Here is a 20,653-nt window from a genome sequence, read left to right on the forward strand (position 1 = left end):
AGCGGGGCTTCGCCATCGCGATCGACGGTGGGCACTTCGGGCGAGCGCTAGTATAGGCGGGTTGACGGCCGGTTCCTGCCCTCCGCAAACCGTTGGTGGTGATAGTTCCTGAGGGAAATTTCGCTTTTTAACTGCGACTAATCATCGATACCCGCCAACCCCGGAAAATGACTGCTCAATTTTGCGCATCGACTGGCAAGCATTTCCCGCAACAGGTTCACTGGCTTACTCAATTGTGCGCGATGGGCGCACAACAGATTCAGCGGTGCGCGCTCACAAACCAGCTCAGGCATCAGTATTTTCAAACGACCGGCAAGCACATCCCCGGCGACATCCAGCCAAGACTTGTAGGCGATGCCAGCCCCCGCCACCGCCCACAATCGCACGACATCGGCGTCGTCGCTGAAACGGTCGCCGCTGACGGTCAAACCGATCTCCCGCTTGCCATCGTGAAAGCTCCAATGATCGTGAACGCGGCTGCCAAGCATGAACAGCAGGCAATTGTGTTGCGCCAACTGCTCCAGTTGCCGCGGTTCGCCATGCCGGGCCAGATAACCCGGCGCGGCACATAACACGCGGCGGTTTTGCGGGGCGATGGGCAGCGCTACCAGGCTGGAGTCCTCCGGTTCGCCGTAACGCAGGGCAATGTCCACCGGTTGCCGGAACAGATCGGCGATTCGATCGCCCAACAGCAAACGCACGGTGAGCTTCGGGTGCTCGCGCTGAAACTCGTCCAGCCACGGCAACAGCAGGTTGCGACCGAAGTCTGACGGCGCCGACAGCTGCAACACGCCGCTGACCTGATCCTGACCACTGGCCAGCAAACGCCGGCCTTCATCGAGGTTGCTCAAGGCTGCCCGGGCGTATTCAAGAAAGCCCTCACCCTCAGCGGTCAAACGCAGGCTGCGGGTCGAACGGGCGAGCAAGCGGGCACCGAGTTGCTGTTCGATGCGTTTCAACGCTGCGCTGGCCACCGCTGCCGACATGTCCATACCCCGTGCAGCTGCCGACAAACTGCCCAGGTCCGCAGCCCGAACAAACAACTGCAAGTCATCGAAACGCAGCATCCCAACACCCAATTATCAAAAAAATATTGAAAGAGACTGCTCTTTTAACGGCTTTTATCTTCAGGAGAAATAGCCAATCATCTGCCCATCGAAATCACCCGCTCCGGAGTCGCAGATGTCCCAGCCCTTTACCGCTATCGCCACCCTCATCGCCAAGCCCGGCCAACAGGATGCCCTCGAGCAACACCTGCGAGCGCTGGTGGAACCGACCCGAGCCGAAGCCGGTTGCGGGCAATATGACCTGCATCAGGACCTGGCCAATCCCCTTGCCTTCTACATGATCGAGAAGTGGAGCAGCGACGAAGCCCTGCAAGCCCATGACGACAGTGCGCACATCCAGAACTTTCGCGCCAAGGCCCCTGATTTTCTCGAACACTTCGAACTCACGCGCCTGCGCTCGATCGCCTGATCGCTTGTTCTATTAATGTTGCGGAGCCACACATGAAAGCCATTGCCTATTACGCGTCCCTGCCAATCAGCGACGAAAAATCCCTGCAGGACATCGAACTGCCTGAGCCGGTCGCCGGGCCGCGTGATCTGTTGGTGGAGGTCAAAGCGATTTCGGTCAATCCGGTGGATACCAAGGTCCGCCAGAACGTCCAGCCTGAAGGCGGCGCAGCCAAAGTGCTGGGCTGGGACGTGGCCGGTGTGGTCAAAGCGGTCGGCAGCGAAGTGACGTTGTTCAAGGCCGGCGACAAGGTGTTCTACGCCGGCTCCATCGCCCGCTCCGGTGCCAATAGCGAACTGCACGTGGTGGATGAGCGGATCGTCGGCCATATGCCGAAAACCCTGAGTTTCGCCGAAGCCGCCGCCCTGCCGTTAACCGCGATTACCGCCTGGGAGTTGCTCTTCGAACGCCTGCAAGTGCCCGAAGGTAATACAGACGAAAACCAAAGCCTGCTGATCGTCGGCGCGGCCGGTGGAGTGGGCTCGATTCTCACGCAACTGGCCAGGCAGCTTACCGGGCTGAGCGTCATCGGCACCGCCTCACGTCCACAGACGCAAAGCTGGGTGAAAGAACTGGGCGCCCATCACGTGATCGATCACAGCCAGCCACTGAGCGAAGCACTCAAGCGCGCAGGCATCAACCAGGTCACTCACGTTGCCAGTCTGACCCAGACCGATCATCACCTGGATCAATTGGTCGAGGCGTTGGCACCGCAAGGCAAACTGGCGCTGATCGACGATCCGAAAACCCTCGACGTAACCAAGCTCAAGCGCAAGAGCCTGTCGCTGCACTGGGAATTCATGTACACCCGCTCACTGTTTGAAACGGCGGACATGATCGAGCAGCACCATCTGCTCAACCGCGTGGCGCAGTTGATTGATGCTGGCACATTGAAAACCACGGTAGGCGAACATTTCGGCACCATCAGTGCGGCGAATCTGCGCCGTGCACATGCCTTGCTGGAAAGCGGCAAATCCAAGGGCAAGATTGTGCTGGAAGGGTTTTAACCACCGGTAAAAAACATCGCAGGCCGCCCCAGAGCCTGCGATGTGTTTTGTTACAAACCGTCAGTCCGACAGTTATGCCCTGTCACGATAGCGATCGCATTCAGGTCTACAATCGAATCTCCTGCGAGGCCACCTTCTACGAGACATCTTTTACAAGAGGAATTCGGTAATGAAGATCCTGTTAAAAGAATTGGCAAAATCCCAGTGGCAAGTCCGCCTGGATCAACATGTCGTAACGTTCCGCAGCGAGTCCGAAGCCCGCAATTTCATGCGCACCCTGGAATCACGCATTCAAGCGCCTCACTCAATCCCCGTACTCCAACCACAGCGTGCTGCCGGCTGACCCTTAAACCGGGGCTTGCGCCATTGCCCGGGCATTTTGCAAACGCCGGGTGAACATCGCCACGCTCACCACCAGAATTGCACACAGGCTGATGACCATGGCCATCGGCATGGCGCTGCCGTCGTGCAGAACTCCCACCAGCGCGGCAGCACCGGCGGCCACGCTGAACTGCAGGCATCCGAGCATCGCCGAAGCGCTGCCGGCGCGAGCGCCCTGGCCGTTCATGGCGCACGCCGATGCGTTTGGCAGAATGCAGCCGAGGCTGGCGATACAGACAAAGAGCGGGATCAGTAACGGCCACAGCTGTGTCGTGTGCAATGCACTGACGCCAAGCAGAGTCAGGCCGGCACCCAGGTAGACCCACACGGCACGCGCAAGCAGGAATGCCGGCCCGCGCTTGGCCAGCAAACGCGCATTGACCTGCGCCACCAGAATGAAACCCGCGGCATTGGCACCGAAGAACCAGCCGAAATGTTCGGCCGGAACGCCATAAAGTTTGATGAAGACGAACGGTGAACCGGCAATGTAGGAAAACATCCCGGCGATGGCGATACCACCGGTCAACGCGTGGCCGAGGTACACCGGTTCTTTCAAGAGCCGAGCATATTGGCGCAACGCCCCCGATAGCGGTTGGCGTGGCAAATGGGCCGGCATGCTCTCGGGCAAGCCGAGTGCCACAGCCAACCCTGCCAGAGCACTGAAACCGGTCAGCGCAAGAAAGATCGACTGCCAGCCCGTCGTATTGACCAACAGGCCGCCGAGCATTGGCGCCAGAATCGGCGCTAGCCCCATCACCAGCATCAGCTGTGAAAACACTTTCGCCGAACCCACCGCGTCGCATTTGTCGCTTACGATCGCCCGGGAAATCACCATTCCCGCGCATCCGCCCAATGCCTGGACAAAACGTGCACCGATCAGCCATTCCAGGTTCGGCGCATAGGCGCACGCCAGCGAAGCGGCGGTGAACAGCCCCACGCCGGTGAGCAAAGGAATGCGCCGCCCGAAACGATCCGCCACCGGCCCGTAAGCCAGTTGGCCGATGGACAGGCCGAGGAAGTAGGCGGCCAATGTCAGCTGAACGTGTTTTTCATCCGTACCGAACGCGAGCGCCATGGCCGGGAAAGCCGGCAGGTAGAAATCGATCGCCAATGGACCGAAAGCGCTTAACGCGCCAAGAATCAGAATGGTACGGAAGTTCATCAGGCACCCAGGGGCATTAGTCGGCAGCCCGACAGTCTAGCCGCGCATGGACGCCTTGAACATTACGATAGCTCGCTAACTATTAAAAAGATCAGGCGAGTTTGGCGCCATAGCCCTCTTCGCTGATCGCCTCGATCACCTGTTGCGCTGTCAGGGCACTCTCGACGCCGACCTCTTTCGCCGCCAGATCGACCCGTACGCTGGCCGCAGGATCTTTAGCCTGAACGGCCTCGGTGATGGCCCTGACGCAATGACCGCAGGACATACCTTCAACATTGAACACTTGCATGGAAAACTCCCTGGATGTGGCTCTTGAATGAGGTTGAGTGCAGTCTCGAGCTTGCCACCATGGCAAGGTCAAGTTCTGAAGTGATCTGCCGGGCTGGCAATCATCGTCGCGCTCGGCCAAGCTGCGAGCATCAATGACTCGATCTCAGGAGATTCAGCCATGCGCTGGTCAGTTTTCAGCCTGTTTGGCTTCCTCAGCCTTTTCGCCGCCGTGCCGTCGGCCAGTGCCGCCGGGGAGGACTATGGCGTGCTGATCATTTCCCGCGAGCGCCTGGAAGTCGCGACCAGCTGCGAAATCGGCGTGTACATCCAGGACCAATTGGCGGCGCGGCTGTTCCAGGAACAAAGCACCTCATTCAATCTGCCGCCGGGCAATGTGTCTCTGCGCCTCAAACTGCTGCCGGGTCAGGTGCCTGGCTGCAATCCGGGCATGTTGGCGCCGGGCTCGCAGGACATTCAGCTCCGGGCGGGCGATGTGCTCAAGTACCGGATTGCGATGACGCAGGAAGGGATGTACCTGAAGCGCGCAGGGCTCGGTTACTGAAGACCACCACCCTGTAGGCGCGAGGCTTTCCCGCGAAGGGGTCATTTCATTCGATATCGATTATTGAATGTGGCGCGCCCTTCGCGGGCAAGCCTCGCTCCTGCATAGGCAAAACTTTGCGCTTGACCTTGCCAGCATGGCAAGGTTGATCCTGTAGGCCTCTACTACAGGGAGTGCGACCGATGTCCGATTCCACCACGTTCGATCTGCCGATTGCCGGCATGACCTGCGCCAGTTGCGCCGGCCGTGTCGAGCGCGCCTTGAGCAAGGTCATCGGGGCCAGCGCCGTGAGCGTCAACCTCGCCACCGAACAGGCGCGGGTTCAGGCGCCAGCCGATAGCCTGCCAGCCTTGATGGATGCCGTGGCAAAGGCTGGCTACAGCGTGCCACAGCAAACCCTTGAATTAAACATCGACGGCATGACCTGCGCGTCCTGCGTCGGCCGCGTCGAGCGTGCGCTGACCAAAGTGCCCGGGGTAAAAAGCGTCAGCGTCAACCTGGCGAACGAGCGCGCTCATCTTGAACTGCTCGGGCAGATCGATCCGCAAACCTTGATCGGCGCCGTGACCAAGGCCGGCTATGGCGCCAGCGTCCGGGAAGCCGAACACCCGCAAACCGACAATCAACAGTCCCGCCTGCAACACGAACGCTGGGCCTTGATCGCGGCCATCACCCTCGCCTTGCCGCTTGTCTTGCCGATGCTCCTGCAACCGTTCGGTGTGCATTGGATGCTCCCGGCGTGGGCGCAATTTGCCCTGGCCACCCCGGTGCAATTCATCTTCGGCGCGCGGTTTTATGTGGCGGCGTGGAAAGCTGTGCGCGCCGGTGCCGGCAACATGGATTTGCTGGTCGCACTGGGCACCAGCGCCGGTTATGGCTTGAGTGTCTACGAGTGGGCCATCGCTGCCGGACGCATGCCGCATCTGTATTTCGAAGCGTCGGCGGTGGTGATTGCCTTGGTGTTGCTGGGCAAGTACCTGGAAAGCCGCGCCAAGCGCCAGACTGCCAGCGCCATCCGCGCACTCGAAGCGTTACGCCCGGAGCGGGCGATTCAGGTGATCGATGGCCGTGAACAAGATGTCGCCATCAGTGCCCTGCGCTTGAATGATCTGGTGCTGGTCAAACCCGGCGAACGCTTTCCGGTGGACGGCGAAGTGATCGAAGGCCAAAGCCATGCCGATGAAGCGTTGATCAGCGGTGAAAGCCTGCCGGTACCGAAACAACCCGGCGATAAAGTGACCGGCGGTGCGATCAACGGAGAAGGTCGATTACTGGTCCGCACTCGGGCGCTCGGCGCGGAAACCGTGTTGGCACGCATCATTCGCCTGGTGGAAGACGCTCAGGCAGCGAAGGCACCGATCCAGAAACTGGTGGATAAAGTCAGCCAGATCTTCGTGCCCGTGGTGCTGTTGCTGGCCCTGGCGACGCTGATCGGCTGGTGGCTGTATGGCGCACCACTGGAAACGGCGCTGATCAACGCCGTTGCGGTGCTGGTGATCGCCTGTCCTTGTGCGTTGGGCCTGGCCACACCCACGGCGATCATGGCCGGCACCGGGGTGGCGGCGCGTTACGGAATTCTGATCAAGGACGCCGAAGCGCTGGAACGTGCCCATGAAGTCAGTGCGGTGGTGTTCGACAAGACCGGCACCCTGACCTCCGGAGCCCCACGCATCGCGCACTTGAGTGCGGTGGACGGTGACGAAGCCGCCCTGCTGCAATGGGCCGGCGCGCTGCAACGGGGCAGTGAACACCCTTTGGCCAAAGCCGTACTGGACGCCTGTACTGAACGCAGGTTGCAGGTGGACGACGTCACCGACAGCCAATCGCTGACCGGACGCGGCATTGCCGGCACCCTTGAAGGTCGACGACTGGCGCTGGGCAACCGGCGTCTGCTTGAAGAAAGCGGCCTGAACGCCGGTGCCCTGGCTGAATCCGCCGCAGCGTGGGAAACCGAAGGCCGTACCTTGTCCTGGCTGATCGAACAAAAACCCGAACCACGGGTGCTGGGCCTGTTTGCCTTTGGCGACACGCTCAAGCCCGGTGCTCTGCAAGCGGTACAGCAATTGAGCGCACGGCACATCAGCAGCCATTTGCTGACCGGCGACAATCGCGGCAGTGCCAACGTGGTTGCGCAGGCACTGGGCATCAGAGACGTGCACGCCGAAGTGTTGCCAGCGGACAAAGCCGCGACGGTGGCTGCGCTGAAACAGACCGGCGTGGTGGCGATGGTCGGCGACGGCATCAACGACGCCCCAGCCTTAGCTGCGGCCGACATCGGCATCGCCATGGGCGGCGGCACCGACGTGGCCATGCACGCCGCCGGCATCACCCTGATGCGCGGCGACCCGCGCTTGGTGCCCGCGGCGCTGGAGATCAGTCGCAAGACCTACGCGAAAATCCGTCAAAACCTGTTCTGGGCGTTCGTCTATAACCTGATTGGTATTCCGCTGGCAGCGTTCGGTTTCCTCAACCCGGTACTGGCCGGCGCAGCGATGGCGTTGTCGAGCGTCAGCGTGGTGAGCAATGCGTTACTGTTGAAAACTTGGAAACCCGCGGAATTGGAGAACAATCGATGAACATCGGTCAAGCGGCCCGGCACAGTGGCCTGAGCGCAAAAATGATCCGGTATTACGAATCCATCGGATTGCTCAAGGCCGCCCACCGTACCGACAGCGGTTATCGGGTGTACGGTGATGACGACTTGCACACCCTGGCCTTCATCAAGCGCTCGCGGGACCTGGGGTTTTCCCTGGAAGAAGTCGGCAAGCTGCTGGCCCTGTGGCACGATCGCCAACGTGCCAGTGCCGATGTGAAGGCGCTGGCCCGCCAGCATATCGATGAACTGAACCAGAAGATCCGCGAGTTGGGGCAATTGCGCGATACCTTGCAGGACCTGGTTGAGCACTGCCAGGGCGATCATCGCCCGGATTGTCCGATTCTCAAGAGCCTCGAATCCGGCTGCTGCGCCTGATCGCAGCTTCTACAGGAGGATGTGTGTTGTGCATAAAAAACCCGGCCGAAGCCGTAATGCTATTCACTTAAGAGAACGTTAGTATCCTGTGGCGAGGGAGCTCGTCGCATCGCCGCACCGTCCCGCTGGGCTGCGCAGCAGTCCTTTTTAGGGCCGCTTCGCGCCCCAGCGGGAGCAAGCTCCCTCGCCACGGGTACAGTGTTCTTCCCTTAAGTGAACAGCATTAGGCCGAAGCCGGTTTTTTGTTTAGCCGATCACTGCATCCATGGCGGAGGCGGCTCTTCGGTTTTGCTGGCTGGCGCATCGTCAGCGGCACGGGCCGCTTGCTTGCGCTCTTCATCCAGGCGCGCCGCCTCGATCTCACGCATGATGCCGCCGACGTCGGCCAGCTCTTCCGGCTCGTCGAACTCGCCGGTCAGGACGCTGGCCGGGTGCAGGGTGCCGGCCTCGTACAAGGCCCACATTTCCTTGGCATAACGGGTCTTTTTCAACTCCGGTGCGAACCGCCCGAAGTACGACGCCATATTGCCCACATCCCGTTCCAGCATGCTGAACGCGTGGTTGTTGCCCGCGGCATCCACCGCTTGCGGCAAGTCGATGATCACCGGACCGGTCGGCGTCAGCAGAACGTTGAACTCGGACAGGTCACCGTGCACCAAACCGGTACACAACATCAGCACAATCTGCGAAATCAGAAAGGCGTGATACTCGCGGGCCTGATCAGGCTCCAGCACCACGTCATTCAATCGCGGCGCGGCGTCGCCGTATTCGTCGGCCACCAGCTCCATGAGCAGCACGCCTTCGAGAAAGTCATACGGCTTGGGCACCCGCACGCCGGCACTGGCCAGACGGAACAGCGCCGCCACTTCGGCGTTCTGCCAGGCGTCTTCGGTTTCCTTGCGGCCAAACTTGGAGCCCTTGGCCATGGCCCGGGCCTGACGGCTGTTGCGCACCTTGCGGCCTTCCTGGTACTCGGCTGCCTGGCGGAAACTGCGTTTATTCGCCTCCTTGTAGACCTTCGCGCAACGTAGCTGGTTGCCGCAGCGCACTACATAAACAGCTGCTTCTTTACCACTCATGAGTGGGCGCAGCACCTCGTCGACCAGACCGTCCTCGATCAGGGGTTCAATGCGTTTTGGAGTCTTCATCAGCTTTTATTGTGGGTCCTTTATTACCAAACACGCGAAAGTCATTCGTTATACGGCAATCCACTCACCGGTGGGAGGGGGGGCCGACCTATGAACACTGCCAGGAGCAACACAAAGCACACAATGTGCCGGATTCCTCACAAAAACCTGACGTCCATCGCCGGGCGCCAATGATCATAGCCGAGGCTGTGTCGCTTGTTCTTCAGGGCCTGCGAGGGCATTTGTGACAGAAGCTGACATCCGACTTCCCGCGCTTCGCAGGATTTTTCCTGGCGCCCCTCAATTTCCTCCGACAACAGCCGAAGTCCTAAGTGACAAAGTGAATTGTCCGACAAACGCTTCCCCAACAAATAGCGCATCGCACTCAAGGATTCGAGTAGACCAAGAACGTTTTCGGCTGCCAAAAATCCGCGAGTCATCTGCACTGCGTGGGCCTACAAGAAAATCTGGAGCGCGGATGAACATCAAACAGAAGTTGACCTGGGCGTTTGCAATCATCGCCTGCTTGCCCGTGGTGCTGGTCGCCACCCTCGTTGTGCTGAACTTGCGCAGTGATGCCAAGGACGGATTCGTCGACAGCAGCGGCCGAGAAATCCGTCAGGTCAGCAATGCCATGCAACTGTTTTTCGACGGTATCAGCCAGAACGTCGAGTACCTGGCCAAGCAACCGTTGATCAAGAATTCCGACGACAGCCTCAAGACCTACATGGCCGCCAACGCCGAGACCATCCCCCAAGGCGAGATGGACAAAAAGATCTTCGGCTTCCTGCAGGACCTGGGCAATGCTCACCCATCCTATGCCTACGCGATTCTCGGCACCGTCGCCGGTGGCTACGTGTCGTGGCCGGACGATGCCAAGCTGGCCAACTACGACCCGCGCCAGCGCCCGTGGTACAAGGCGGCCCAGGCAAAACCGGGCAAGCCGTTCCGTACCGAGGCCTATTACTGGGCCGAAAACGACACGTCCTACGTCAGCACCGTACGCACCATCGATAACAAGCTGGGCAGCAATGGCGGCGTGGTCAGCATCGACGTGTCGCTCAAACAGCTCACCGAACTGGTGAAACAGATCAAGCTTGGCGAAACCGGCTACCTGATGCTGCTGGAAAACACCGGCACCGTGTTGGTGGACCCGAAGCAACCGGAGCACAACTTCAAGGCCCTGAGCAGCCTCGGCGAAGGTTATGCGCAGCTGGCCAAGGCTGGCAAAGGCCTGGTCGAAGTCGAACTCGATGGCGAGCGCTACATGGCCAACGTCTGGCCGTCGGAGCAACTGGGCTGGACCTTCATCGGCCTGATCAAGCAAAGCGACGTAATGAGCACCGCGACCCAGCTGACCTGGTTGATCGCGATCATTGCAGCGGTGCTGGCGGTGATCTTCGCCGTGGTCGGCGCCAGTTTCGCCAGCGTCATCGTGCGTCCGATCCGCAGCGTGGCCGATGGCCTGGAAGGCATCGCCCAAGGTGAAGGCGACCTGACAAAAAACCTGCAGATCCGTGGCAGCGACGAAACCGCGCAACTGGCCAGCTGGTTCAACCAGTTCCTCACCGCGATTCGCAACCTGATCCAGAGCATCGGCGGTGCCGCGACGAAGATTCTCGCCACGTCCAAAAGCTCGACCCAGGTTTCCAGCGATATGGCCGAAGCCGCCGGGCGCCAGCGTGAAGCGGTGGACATGGTGTCCACGGCGTTCCACGAAATGGTCGCCACCGCCAACGAAGTGGCACGCTCCTGCAGCCAGGCCGCCGAATCCGCCGACAGTGGCCAGCGTCAGGCCCGCGAAGGCCAGCAGCAGATCGACGCGGCAGTGAGCAGCGTCGATCGCCTGAGCCAGGAAATCGAACAGTCCGCACAATCGATGCAACAGCTTGAGCGCGACAGCAATGACATTCAGTCGATCCTCGGCACCATTCGCTCGATCGCCGAACAGACCAACCTGCTGGCGTTGAACGCGGCCATCGAAGCGGCGCGGGCCGGTGAGCAGGGGCGTGGCTTTGCGGTGGTGGCGGACGAAGTGCGGGCACTGGCCAAACGCACGGCCGACTCCACCGCAGAGATCGACGGGCTGCTGGGCAACCTGGCCAAGCGCACCAGCCAGGTGACGCAACAGATGCACGCCAGCCTGGAGGTGTCGCAACAGTCGGTATCACGCATCGGCGAAGCGCGCAGCAGCTTCGGGCAGATCCGCGAGTCGGTGGACGTGATCCGCGACATGAACACGCAGATCGCCACCGCGGCGGAACAACAGCACCAGGTGGCCGAAGACATCAACCGGCACATCAGCCAGATCCATGGCGATGCGCAACTGGTGGCTGAGCTGGCGAACTCGGCGCGCCTGGATTCGCAGAGCCTGGCCGGGTTGTCCAATGAGCTGGACGGGTTGGTGCGCCGTTTCCGCACCTGACCGGCGGACCGCTGCGCGGTCAATCGCTGGCAAGCCAGCTCCCACAGGTTATGCGTCGAGCCGAAATCATGCGGCTCACATCATTCTCTGTGGGAGCTGGCTTGCCAGCGATGGGGCCCTTACTGCCGAAACAACTCTCCCGGGGTAAACCCGAACAGACTTTTGAACGCCGCAATAAACGCCGACGTCGAGTCATATCCACAAGCCAGCGCGACATTGGTCACGCTGTCACCCTCTTCCAGCAAACTCAATGATGACAGCAAGCGCGCACGTTGCCGCCAGCCACGGAAGCTCAACCCGGTTTCACGCTGAAACAGGCGCATCAGGGTTTTTTCCGATGTGCCCAGGCGCTCTGCCCATGCCTGCAACGTCACGTTGCGGTCGGGGTTTTCAATCAGCTCGTTGCATAAACCCAGTAACCGTTCGTGGCGAGGCAATGGCAGGGAAAAACCGACTTCCGGCAACCCGGCCAATTGATCGAGCAACACACTCACCAACCGCGCCTCCTGGCTGTCGCCCTGCGGGTACTCCACAGGCAGCAAACAAAAACTCTTGATCAACTCCCGTGCCAACGGTGTCACTTCCAGCACCCGGCAACGCCCGTCCGCCCACTGGCAATCTTCACGTCGCACATAGAGGCTGCGCATCTCGGCGCGCATCGACGTCACCACTTGGTGATCAAGGTCCGCTGGAATCCAGATGCCCCACTGCGGTGGCGCAAAGAAACTGCCTTCAGCGGTGTGCACCCCGAGAACGCCACTGATGGCATAGGAAAACTGCACCCAGTCGTGGCGATGGGAAGGGGTCCATGAACCCGCATTGAGGCTCTCGACCCGGGCATACAACGGACGCGGCAGCACGGTGATCGGCGGGATGCTTCGTTCGAGGGAAATTTGTCCGTTGGTCGGCATTGACTGGCCTTGTGCGATGCGGCTGACAGGGCCGACGTTAAGGCATGCCCCTTATCTATTCAAATTCGGTGATCCTTGTGGGAGCGGGCTTGCCCGCGATTGCGAGCTCTCTGACACATTGATGTTGGATGTGCCGACGTCATCGCGGGCAAGCCCGCTCCCACAGGTTCCTGGTTTCAACCCATAACACTCTTCAACGTTCGATAATGGCGGTAACCCCCTGCCCACCCGCTGCACAAATCGAAATCAGCCCACGCCCCCTTTCCGCCGCATCCAGCAGCTTCGCCAGGTTCGCAACAATTCGCCCTCCCGTGGCGGCGAACGGATGCCCCGCTGCCAGTGAACTGCCTTTGACGTTGAGCCGGCTGCGATCGATCGAACCCAGCGCAGCATCGAGGCCGAGGCGGGTTTTGCAGTATTGCGGATCTTCCCAGGCCTTCAACGTGCACAGCACCTGGGCGGCGAAGGCTTCGTGAATCTCGTAGTAGTCGAAGTCCTGCAAGCTCAGGCCGTTGCGCGCCAGCAAACGCGGAACCGCGTAAACCGGCGCCATCAACAAGCCTTCGGCACCGTTGACGAAATCCACCGCCGCGGCCTCGCCGTCACGCAGGTACGCCAGAATCGGCAAGCCACGCTCGTTGGCCCACTGCTCGCTGCCCAACAACACCAGCGATGCGCCATCGGTGAGCGGCGTTGAGTTACCTGCGGTCAGCGTGCCCTTGGCGCTTTTTTCGTAGGCCGGTTTAAGCGCGGCAAGTTTTTCCAGTGTCGAATCAGCCCGCAAATTATTGTCACGGGTCAGACCGAGGAACGGCGTCATCAGATCGTTGTGCCAACCTTCGGCATAGGACGCCGCCAACTTCTGATGACTTTCCAGAGCCAGTTGATCCTGTTCTGCGCGGGGGATGTTCCAGGTTTGCGCCATCAACTCGCAATGTTGCCCCATGGACAAACCGGTGCGCGGCTCGCCGTTGCGCGGGAACTCGGGGATCAGATGCTGCGGTCGCAATTGCAGAAAGGTTTTCAGTTTGTCGCCCGTGCTCTTGGCACGGTTGGCCTGCAGGAGGATTTTGCGCAGCCCTTCGCTGACGCTGATCGGCGCATCGGAGGTGGTATCAACGCCACCGGCAATGCCGCACTCGATCTGCCCCAGGGCAATCTTGTTGGCCACCAGCAACGCAGCTTCCAGTCCGGTACCGCACGCCTGCTGAATGTCATAGGCCGGGGTGGCAGGCGACAAGCGCGAGCCGAGTACGCATTCGCGGGTCAGGTTCATGTCTCGCGACAACTTGAGTACCGCGCCGGCGACCACCTCGCCGATACGCTGACCGTGCAGGTTGTAGCGTTCGATCAAGCCTTCGAGCGCGGCGGTGAGCATCACCTGGTTGCTGGCGGTGGCGTATGGCCCGTTGGACCTGGCGAAGGGAATCCGGTTACCGCCGATGATTGCGACGCGACGCAGTTGAGTCATGAAAATCCCCTGATGAAATATCCGATGTGGAAACCGTCCTCTGTAGGAGCGAAGCTTGCTCGCGAAGGTGTGTCAGCTACATTTATGTCAACTGATACACCTTCGCGAGCAAGCTTCGCTCCTACAGGGATTCGGTTGTCATTTATATCCCGCCTGGTTCAAGCGTAGGCCTTATCTCGTGGATCGAACGACTGATTGCCATTCGTGGTCCACACTTTGAACCCCAGCTTTCGGAGCGCGTTCCATGTCTGACCGCTATATCGACTTTGCCAATTCATCCATCGGCCATCGTCTGGTCGGCGCCTTGGGCCTGCCTTCACCGACTCGGCTGGAGCGCTGGCAAGCCGGTCGGCTGCGTCCGGTGGAGGGTGCTCTGCTGATTGGCGGCGGGCCATTGGCGGAGAACGTCAGCGCCTTTGCCAATCGCCTGACCGACGCGATCTACAGCTACGGCACGGAACCCTCGATGGCGACGGCGTGGATTCCCGGGCACGGCCCGAAACTCAAAGCCGTGGTGTACGACGCCAGCAATCTGCTGCACACCGATCAGCTCAAGCAGCTGCGCGAGTTCTTCCAGCCGCTGATGAAAAACCTCAATCACAGTGCGCACCTGGTGATTCTCGGGCGTGACCCGCAGACCTTGACCGACCCGTTCGCCGCCAGCGCCCAACGTGCGCTCGAAGGTTTCAGTCGCTCGCTGGCCAAGGAACTGCGCAGCGGCGGCACCTTGCAACTGATCCATGTCGGCGAAGGGGCCGAGGATCAACTGGAAGGCCCGCTGCGGTTTTTCCTTTCGCCAAAAAGCGCGTTCGTTTCCGGCCAAGTAATTCGCCTGAATCCCTGCGATACGCCGGTGACGGACTGGACGCGACCGCTGGCCGGGCGCAAGGCACTGGTCACCGGTGCCGCGCGAGGCATCGGCGCATCCATTGCCGAGACCCTGGCCCGGGACGGTGCCGACGTCATTCTGCTGGACGTGCCACCGGCCAAAAATGATCTGGAGGCCCTCGCCGCTCGCTTGGGTGGACGTAGCATCACCCTGGATATCTGCGCCGAAGACGCCGCCGCGCAACTGGTCGAACAACTGCCCGACGGGGTCGATATCGTGGTGCACAACGCCGGCATCACCCGCGACAAAACGTTGGCCAACATGACCCCGGAATTCTGGGACGCGGTGCTTGCAGTCAACCTCAACGCGCCACAAGTGTTGACCAAAGCCTTGCTCGATAACGGCACCCTGCGCGACAACGGCCGGGTGATTCTGTTGGCGTCGATCAGCGGCATCGCCGGTAATCGCGGGCAAACCAACTACGCGGCGAGCAAGGCTGGGCTGATCGGTCTGGCGCAAGCCTGGGCACCGCTGTTGCAAGCGCGGGGTATCAGCATCAACGCCGTGGCGCCGGGTTTTATCGAAACCCAAATGACCGCGCACATCCCGTTTGGCCTTCGCGAAGCCGGGCGGCGCATGAGTTCGTTGGGCCAGGGCGGCTTGCCGCAAGACGTTGCCGAAGCGGTGGCCTGGCTGGCTCAACCGGGCACCGGGGCCTTCACCGGGCAAGCCTTGCGTGTGTGCGGGCAAAGTGTTTTGGGGGCTTAGGCATGAGCAACGACTGGCACACACTCAATCGCGAACCCAGCCTGCCGGGACTGTACGCACAGGCGGCGACGCGACGAAAAATCACGGGGACCAGCTTGCCGACCACTGGCCTGCGCTGCTGGGTCGATGTCGATGCAAAGCGTCTGGCGGCCTATCGCAAGGTCTGCGGTTTTGCCGACAACAGCCTGCTGCCACCTACTTATCCACATATCCTCGCCTTCGCCTTGCAGATGCAATTGCTGACTGCCAAGGACTTTCCGTTTCCGTTGCTGGGGCTGATTCATCTGAGCAATCGCATTCGCGTGCTGCGCCCCATGGGTGGACTCAATCGGGCGCGTGTCAGCGTGCATGTGGAAAACTTGCAACCCCATGCCAAAGGCGCGACGTTCGATCTGGTGACCACCCTGGATGATCAACTCGGGCCGCTGTGGGAGGCGCAAAGCCAGATGCTGTGCCGAGGGGTCAAACTCGAAGGCGAGCCCGTGGAGGAAGTGTTGGCGTCGACGCTGACGCTCACGCAAGTGGCCCAGTGGAAGGCGCCAGCGGATATTGGCCGACAATACGCCAAGGTGTCCGGGGACTACAATCCGATTCACCTGAGCTCGGCCAGCGCCAAACTGTTCGGCTTTCCATCGGCCATCGCCCATGGGCTTTGGAACAAGGCCCGCACATTGGCCGCGCTGGCCGAACATCTGCCGGCGGCAAACATCGAGATCGCGGTGCAATTCAAAAAGCCGGTTCGCCTGCCCAGCGAAGTCGCGTTGCTTTCCAGCGCGGCGGGGTCCAGTGGTGATCTGCAATTGATCGGGGCTGGGGATCTTGAACACATGGTCGGGCATTGGCGACCGGTTGCCTGACAGATCAACAGGTCGCAGCCTGCGGGGCTGCGATCTTTTCGGCTCCCAAACATGGTCAATTGTGTATATATCACTTAAGTTTTCTCCCTCCTCGCCTTCTCCCTCTCCAGCCACACCCTGCTTGATTTAAAAGGCATTTTCACCCGCGGCTACCCCCAAGGTATTAGCCCTTAGGCAGCACGCGCGCGCGTGTATAAAACGGTTTAATACCAAGTGGAGAATGGCGTTGCAGAAGCCTTGCGATTGATATGTGGACAACGGACGGAGGCATGGCCGGCGACAGAACCGGTCAGCCATCGAAGACAACGACGTTGTTACAGGTGCAAGGACTTTCAATCATGAAAACTCAAGTTTTGTGCAAATCCGCAATTGCATTGGCGCTCATTCTCTCGCTAGGTCTGGCCGGTTGCAGCAGCGGCGGTGGCGGTCATGACAGCAGCTCCGACAGTTCCTCACCCGATGGCCAGACCTCTGCGGGTGCTGGTGGTGCAGCCGGTGGTTCAGACGGCACCGCTGGCACAGGCGGGGCAGGTACAGGTGGAACAGGAGGCACTGGCGGTGGCGGTGGCGGCACCACTGACCCGACCAGTCCGACCAATCCAACCGACCCCACCAACCCGACCAATCCAACGGTAACGCCGCTGGTGACCACCACCCTGCTTCAGGACGTCGGCACCACTGTCGGTGGCGTCGGCGATGGCGTAGGGCAGATCGGCGATTCGCTGGGCTCGGTTCCGGTGGTCGGTGGCGTGGTACAAAGCGTGGTCAACACCACCGGCAACGTGGTCAGCACATTGGGTGACGGCGTGGCCGATGGCTTGGGCAAACTCGGCACCGATCCGAATGGCCTCGGTGTCACCGCCTCGGCAGTCGGCGGCGTCGTGCAGGATGTCGGTGACGGCGTTTCCGATGTCAGCGGCAAACTCGCGACCGCCACCAACAGCGTGCCGGTGGTGGGTGGCGTAGTGACCCGCGTTGCGCCGGTGCTCGATGGGGTCGGCGAGCGAGTCACCATGCTTGGCGACACGTTGAGCACCGCGACCACCAGCGGTCCGCTGGGCTCAGTGACCCAGGAAGTCGGCAACAAACTGGTGCCGGTGATCGCCATGGTCGAGAGCACCACCGACAAGGTCGGCGACGCCACCGGCCTGGGCGATCCGCTCAAGGGCATCGTGCAGAAAGTCGGCGACAGGGTTGATGGCATAGGTGGAAAAGTCACCGATGCCGGCAACGGCAACGCACTGACCAACACCGTCGGTGGCACCCTGAGCAACACCGGCACAGCGGTCGGCAAGGTCGGAGGCCTGCTGGCCAACGGCAGCGGATCTGGCGGCGGCCTGGGTGGCAACGGCCTGTTGGAAACCGTCGGCGGCGCTGTGGTCAACGTCGGTAGCGGGCTGAACATCGGCAACACCAATGGCGTGGTCAGCGCGGTCGGCGTGAACGGTGCGGCTGGCGGTAATCTGATCGCCTCGGTGGGAAGTGCTCTGGGCGGTAGCGGTATCGCCAATACCGGACCGACCGCGGCGCTGGGCACCGTCGCCACAAGCATCGGGGCCGCGATCAATCCCGTCACCACTGGCGTGACCGGCCTGACCCAAAACATCGGCAGCGCGACCGGCATTGGCTCCCCGGTCGCCAGCCTCACCGGCCAGGTCGGCGGCGCCGTTGCCAACCTCGGCGGCGCGATTACCGGCAGCAACGCCAACCCGGTTGTCGCCGCAGTCGGCACCACCGTCACCACCGTGGGCGGCACCGTTGCGGCGGTCGGCGGGCTGGTCAACAGCGGCACCGGCACCGGCACCTCCGGTGGCCTGGGCGGCGTGTTGGGTGGGCTGACCGGCGCACTGGGAGGAAACCAACGCTGAATTGCACCTGGCCGATTCGACGGCCTTACCTACAGCGCCTACGCTTGGTTGGAGGCGGAAGATTCTGATCAGTCTTCCGTCTTTTTCTTTGGGTCACGAAGACCCACGCGACACAGCGGTTTGAACAGGGAGTGTCCTATGCGCATTTTGCCTTGCCTGCTGTTACTGCCCCTCAGTTGCACCGCTTTCGCCGACACCCTCCCCAGCTTCCTCAACAGCAACGACACGATCCGCAACCTGCCGGTACCCAACCTGCCCGCCGACGCCTATCGTCCAACAGCCGCCCCCCTGCAAGTGCCGGAGCCCGGCGCCACACAAGCGCAACCGTTGATGATGGGTACCAAGGTCAATCTCAAAACCGTGCAGATCGAAGGCGGGACCATTTACCCGCTGACGGAACTGGCCGCTATTTACCAACCGCTGCTGGGCCACGAAACCAGCCTGGCCGACCTGATCGAAGCGACCCGCAACATCACCCGCCGCTATCAACAGGATGGCTACTTGCTGTCCTACGCGTTTCTGCCACGGCAGTCGTTCGATAACGGTGTGGCGCGGGTGGTGCTGGTGGAAGGCTACATCAGGAATTACCAACTGCAGGGCGACATCGGACGGGTCAAAGGCCTGCTCGACAAACTGGTGGCCAAACTCCAGACCGAACGGCCGCTGACCCGCAAAACGTTCGAACGCTACACCACGTTGATGAGCCGAATACCCGGCGTGACCCTGCAAGCGCAAGTCCCGCCGCCGGGCACCACCGATGGCGCGACCGACCTTATCGCCCAGGCCAGCCGCAAGCCCTTCACCAGCAGCCTGAGCACCACCGACGACAACCGCAACGGTACCCAGGCCTTGCTCGGCGTGAGCAGCAACTCCCAGACCGCCATGGGAGAACAACTGAGCCTCAGCGGCCTGTTTCCACCGGGGGATGACGATGAACGTTACTATCGCCTGGACTATAACCAGTTCCTCAATGCCGAAGGCACGCAACTGACACTGTCCGCCTCCCGCTACCGCGCCGACCTTGGTACGAATATCAGACTCGATAACGGCCTTGAGCTCGAACCCCACCGGGAAAACGACCGGTATTCCATTGGCTTCAGCCATCCGGTCATTGCCTCGCCCAACGAACTGCTCAGTGCCGGCGCGCGGTTATATGCCGTCAACGACAAGACCCGCTACAAAGTGGTGGGTTTCCCGCTCAGCGTTGAAGAACGCACCGACGTCCGCGCCCTGGCGTTCGAAAGCGACTGGCGCAAGGCCGATGCGCAACAACTGCGCATCATCAGCGGCGGGCTGTATCAAGGACTCGACAGCATGGGCGCAGAAACCAACAACAGCGCCCTCGACCTGGACTTCTTCCGCCTGCGCCTGTCAGGGGTGCAAAGCGATAAATTCTTCGACCACTGGCAAGGCGTGCTGTCGGCCGCGTGGTACTGGAGCGACGACACCCTGCCCGACAGCGAACGCGCTGTGTTCGGCGGACAAAACTTCGGCCGCGGCTACCCTGACGACCAGGCATCCGGCGACAAGGGCTGGGGCGCGGCTTACGAAGTGAATTACAGCTTCAACCGCGACGGGAACTGGGTCAGGGTCCTGCAACCTTATGTGGTCCTGGACCGGGCCAAGACCTGGTTCAACCAACTGCCGGTCAAAGGCAGCGACATGTCATCGGCAGCCGTGGGTTTGCGATTTGGCGATGCCAGGTACTACAACATTGCACTCGAGGCGGCAAAACCCATGTCCGATGAGGCACTGGATACCTTCAACCGCAAGCCGCGGTACAGCATCAGTTTCAGTTATCAGTTGTAGGGTGGGTGAGGGATGGGGGCATCTTTTGGAGAATGGTCGGCTGTCAGGCCGCCATCGCTGGCAAGCCAGCTCCCACAGGGTTGGAGTGCATCTGGTAGGGATTGGTTGGCTGTCAGGCCGGCATCGCCAGCAGGGCTGGCTCCTACAATTGGATTGGGGGCATCTGGTAGAGAATGGTTGGCTCTCAGGCCGCCATCGCTGGCAAGCCAGCTCCCACAGAAGAGCAAAAGCAATAGCAGAAGCAGAAGCAGAAGCAGAAGCAGAACACCACCCAACCGCCGTTGCTTCTCACCACTCAACAGGCCGAGCGTTAGCTCGCCTGCAGCTTTTGATCTTGATCCACCCGCCCCCTCGGCAGGCTGAGTGGAGGCGTTTATCCGGGGGTGGGCGCGCAGCGCCGTGCGGCGTAGCCGCACACATCGAGAGGAGGTCGTCGCGAAGCAGACCGGAGGCGATGCCCCCGGATGAATGCCGGAGCGAAGGAACCCCGAGCCTCAGCGAGGGGCCGTACGTACGGGGCGAGACTTTTTGGTTACTTTTGTGTCGTTTGACAAAAGTGACCCGCTGTAAAAGCGGAACCATAAGCCGCCGTTACCGCAGGAATGGATATGTACGCAACCAACCAAGAGCCTGGTCGGCCCAGAGGCCGCCAAGGCCAAGACCGCAATCACCCCTTGACCAAATAAACCTGCGGCAAAGGAAAAAGATTATTCAACGTCT

General features: G+C 61.0%; 17 protein-coding genes. 11 read left to right on the forward strand and 6 right to left on the reverse strand.

The window, feature by feature from the left end:
- Positions 1-137: 137 nt before the first annotated feature.
- Positions 138-1,067, reverse strand: a complete 930-nt coding sequence (locus D8U69_RS08985) for a LysR family transcriptional regulator (protein WP_056852514.1) — start codon at positions 1,065-1,067, stop codon at positions 138-140.
- A 115-nt stretch (positions 1,068-1,182) separates the two neighbouring features.
- Here D8U69_RS08985 and D8U69_RS08990 point away from each other — a divergent pair, with 115 nt between their 5' ends.
- The 3 genes from D8U69_RS08990 (at position 1,183) to D8U69_RS29455 (ending at position 2,865) form a co-directional block, all read left to right on the forward strand.
- The gene (locus tag D8U69_RS08990; protein WP_056852513.1) at positions 1,183-1,476 is read left to right on the forward strand and encodes a putative quinol monooxygenase; all 294 of its coding nucleotides are present in this window, start codon (positions 1,183-1,185) and stop codon (positions 1,474-1,476) included.
- Positions 1,477-1,508: 32 nt separating this feature from the next.
- Positions 1,509-2,522, forward strand: a complete 1,014-nt coding sequence (locus D8U69_RS08995; protein WP_130907148.1) for a zinc-binding alcohol dehydrogenase family protein — start codon at positions 1,509-1,511, stop codon at positions 2,520-2,522.
- Between the two features lie 169 nt (positions 2,523-2,691).
- On the forward strand, positions 2,692-2,865 hold the full coding sequence (locus D8U69_RS29455) for a hypothetical protein (RefSeq protein WP_177336546.1): 174 nt from the start codon (positions 2,692-2,694) through the stop codon (positions 2,863-2,865).
- 3 nt (positions 2,866-2,868) lie between these two features.
- Here the strand turns inward: D8U69_RS29455 and D8U69_RS09000 are convergent, their stop codons facing one another.
- Both D8U69_RS09000 and D8U69_RS09005 read right to left on the reverse strand, forming a co-directional pair.
- Complete coding sequence (locus D8U69_RS09000) at positions 2,869-4,065, reverse strand: multidrug effflux MFS transporter (protein WP_056852511.1); 1,197 nt, start codon at positions 4,063-4,065, stop codon at positions 2,869-2,871.
- A gap of 91 nt (positions 4,066-4,156) precedes the next feature.
- Positions 4,157-4,354, reverse strand: a complete 198-nt coding sequence (locus tag D8U69_RS09005; protein ID WP_056852510.1) for a cation transporter — start codon at positions 4,352-4,354, stop codon at positions 4,157-4,159.
- 159 nt (positions 4,355-4,513) lie between these two features.
- Here D8U69_RS09005 and D8U69_RS09010 point away from each other — a divergent pair, with 159 nt between their 5' ends.
- The 3 genes from D8U69_RS09010 to cueR all read left to right on the forward strand — a co-directional run bounded on the left by D8U69_RS09010 (position 4,514) and on the right by cueR (position 7,868).
- Positions 4,514-4,897 carry a hypothetical protein gene (locus D8U69_RS09010; RefSeq protein ID WP_056852509.1) on the forward strand — a complete coding sequence of 128 codons (384 nt, stop codon included), beginning with the start codon at positions 4,514-4,516 and terminating at the stop codon, positions 4,895-4,897.
- Between the two features lie 182 nt (positions 4,898-5,079).
- Positions 5,080-7,473: a heavy metal translocating P-type ATPase gene (locus tag D8U69_RS09015; protein ID WP_130907149.1), complete on the forward strand. Its 2,394-nt coding sequence runs from the start codon at positions 5,080-5,082 to the stop codon at positions 7,471-7,473.
- On the forward strand, positions 7,470-7,868 hold the full coding sequence (gene cueR, locus D8U69_RS09020) for a Cu(I)-responsive transcriptional regulator (RefSeq protein ID WP_130907150.1): 399 nt from the start codon (positions 7,470-7,472) through the stop codon (positions 7,866-7,868). The genes D8U69_RS09015 and cueR overlap by 4 nt, the downstream gene beginning before the upstream one ends.
- 254 nt (positions 7,869-8,122) lie before the next feature.
- Here the strand turns inward: cueR and D8U69_RS09025 are convergent, their stop codons facing one another.
- Positions 8,123-9,016: a PA4780 family RIO1-like protein kinase gene (locus D8U69_RS09025; protein ID WP_056852506.1), complete on the reverse strand. Its 894-nt coding sequence runs from the start codon at positions 9,014-9,016 to the stop codon at positions 8,123-8,125.
- 457 nt (positions 9,017-9,473) lie between these two features.
- Between D8U69_RS09025 and D8U69_RS09030 the strand changes: the two genes are divergently transcribed.
- Positions 9,474-11,420, forward strand: a complete 1,947-nt coding sequence (locus tag D8U69_RS09030) for a methyl-accepting chemotaxis protein (RefSeq protein WP_130907151.1) — start codon at positions 9,474-9,476, stop codon at positions 11,418-11,420.
- 119 nt (positions 11,421-11,539) lie between these two features.
- Here D8U69_RS09030 and D8U69_RS09035 read toward each other — a convergent pair whose 3' ends face one another.
- Positions 11,540-12,331 (reverse strand): helix-turn-helix transcriptional regulator, encoded by a 792-nt coding sequence (locus D8U69_RS09035; RefSeq protein ID WP_056852503.1) that lies wholly within the window; start codon positions 12,329-12,331, stop codon positions 11,540-11,542.
- Positions 12,332-12,524: 193 nt separating this feature from the next.
- Positions 12,525-13,802, reverse strand: coding sequence for an acetyl-CoA C-acetyltransferase (locus D8U69_RS09040; protein ID WP_130907152.1), 1,278 nt, complete (start codon positions 13,800-13,802; stop codon positions 12,525-12,527).
- A gap of 244 nt (positions 13,803-14,046) precedes the next feature.
- On the opposite strand from D8U69_RS09040, the gene D8U69_RS09045 reads away from it, so the two are divergent.
- The 4 genes from D8U69_RS09045 to D8U69_RS09060 all read left to right on the forward strand — a co-directional run bounded on the left by D8U69_RS09045 (position 14,047) and on the right by D8U69_RS09060 (position 19,933).
- Positions 14,047-15,399 (forward strand): 3-oxoacyl-ACP reductase, encoded by a 1,353-nt coding sequence (locus D8U69_RS09045; protein WP_130907153.1) that lies wholly within the window; start codon positions 14,047-14,049, stop codon positions 15,397-15,399.
- 2 nt (positions 15,400-15,401) lie between these two features.
- Entirely contained in the window at positions 15,402-16,256 is an 855-nt protein-coding gene (locus D8U69_RS09050) for a MaoC/PaaZ C-terminal domain-containing protein (RefSeq protein ID WP_130907154.1), read from the forward strand.
- A 338-nt stretch (positions 16,257-16,594) separates the two neighbouring features.
- The gene (locus D8U69_RS09055) at positions 16,595-18,124 is read left to right on the forward strand and encodes a collagen-like triple helix repeat-containing protein (RefSeq protein WP_130907155.1); all 1,530 of its coding nucleotides are present in this window, start codon (positions 16,595-16,597) and stop codon (positions 18,122-18,124) included.
- Between the two features lie 138 nt (positions 18,125-18,262).
- Positions 18,263-19,933 (forward strand): POTRA domain-containing protein, encoded by a 1,671-nt coding sequence (locus tag D8U69_RS09060; RefSeq protein WP_130907156.1) that lies wholly within the window; start codon positions 18,263-18,265, stop codon positions 19,931-19,933.
- Positions 19,934-20,653 lie beyond the last annotated feature (720 nt).

The organism is Pseudomonas sp. Sample_16, from assembly GCF_004307665.1.
In the GTDB taxonomy this organism is placed as follows: domain Bacteria; phylum Pseudomonadota; class Gammaproteobacteria; order Pseudomonadales; family Pseudomonadaceae; genus Aquipseudomonas.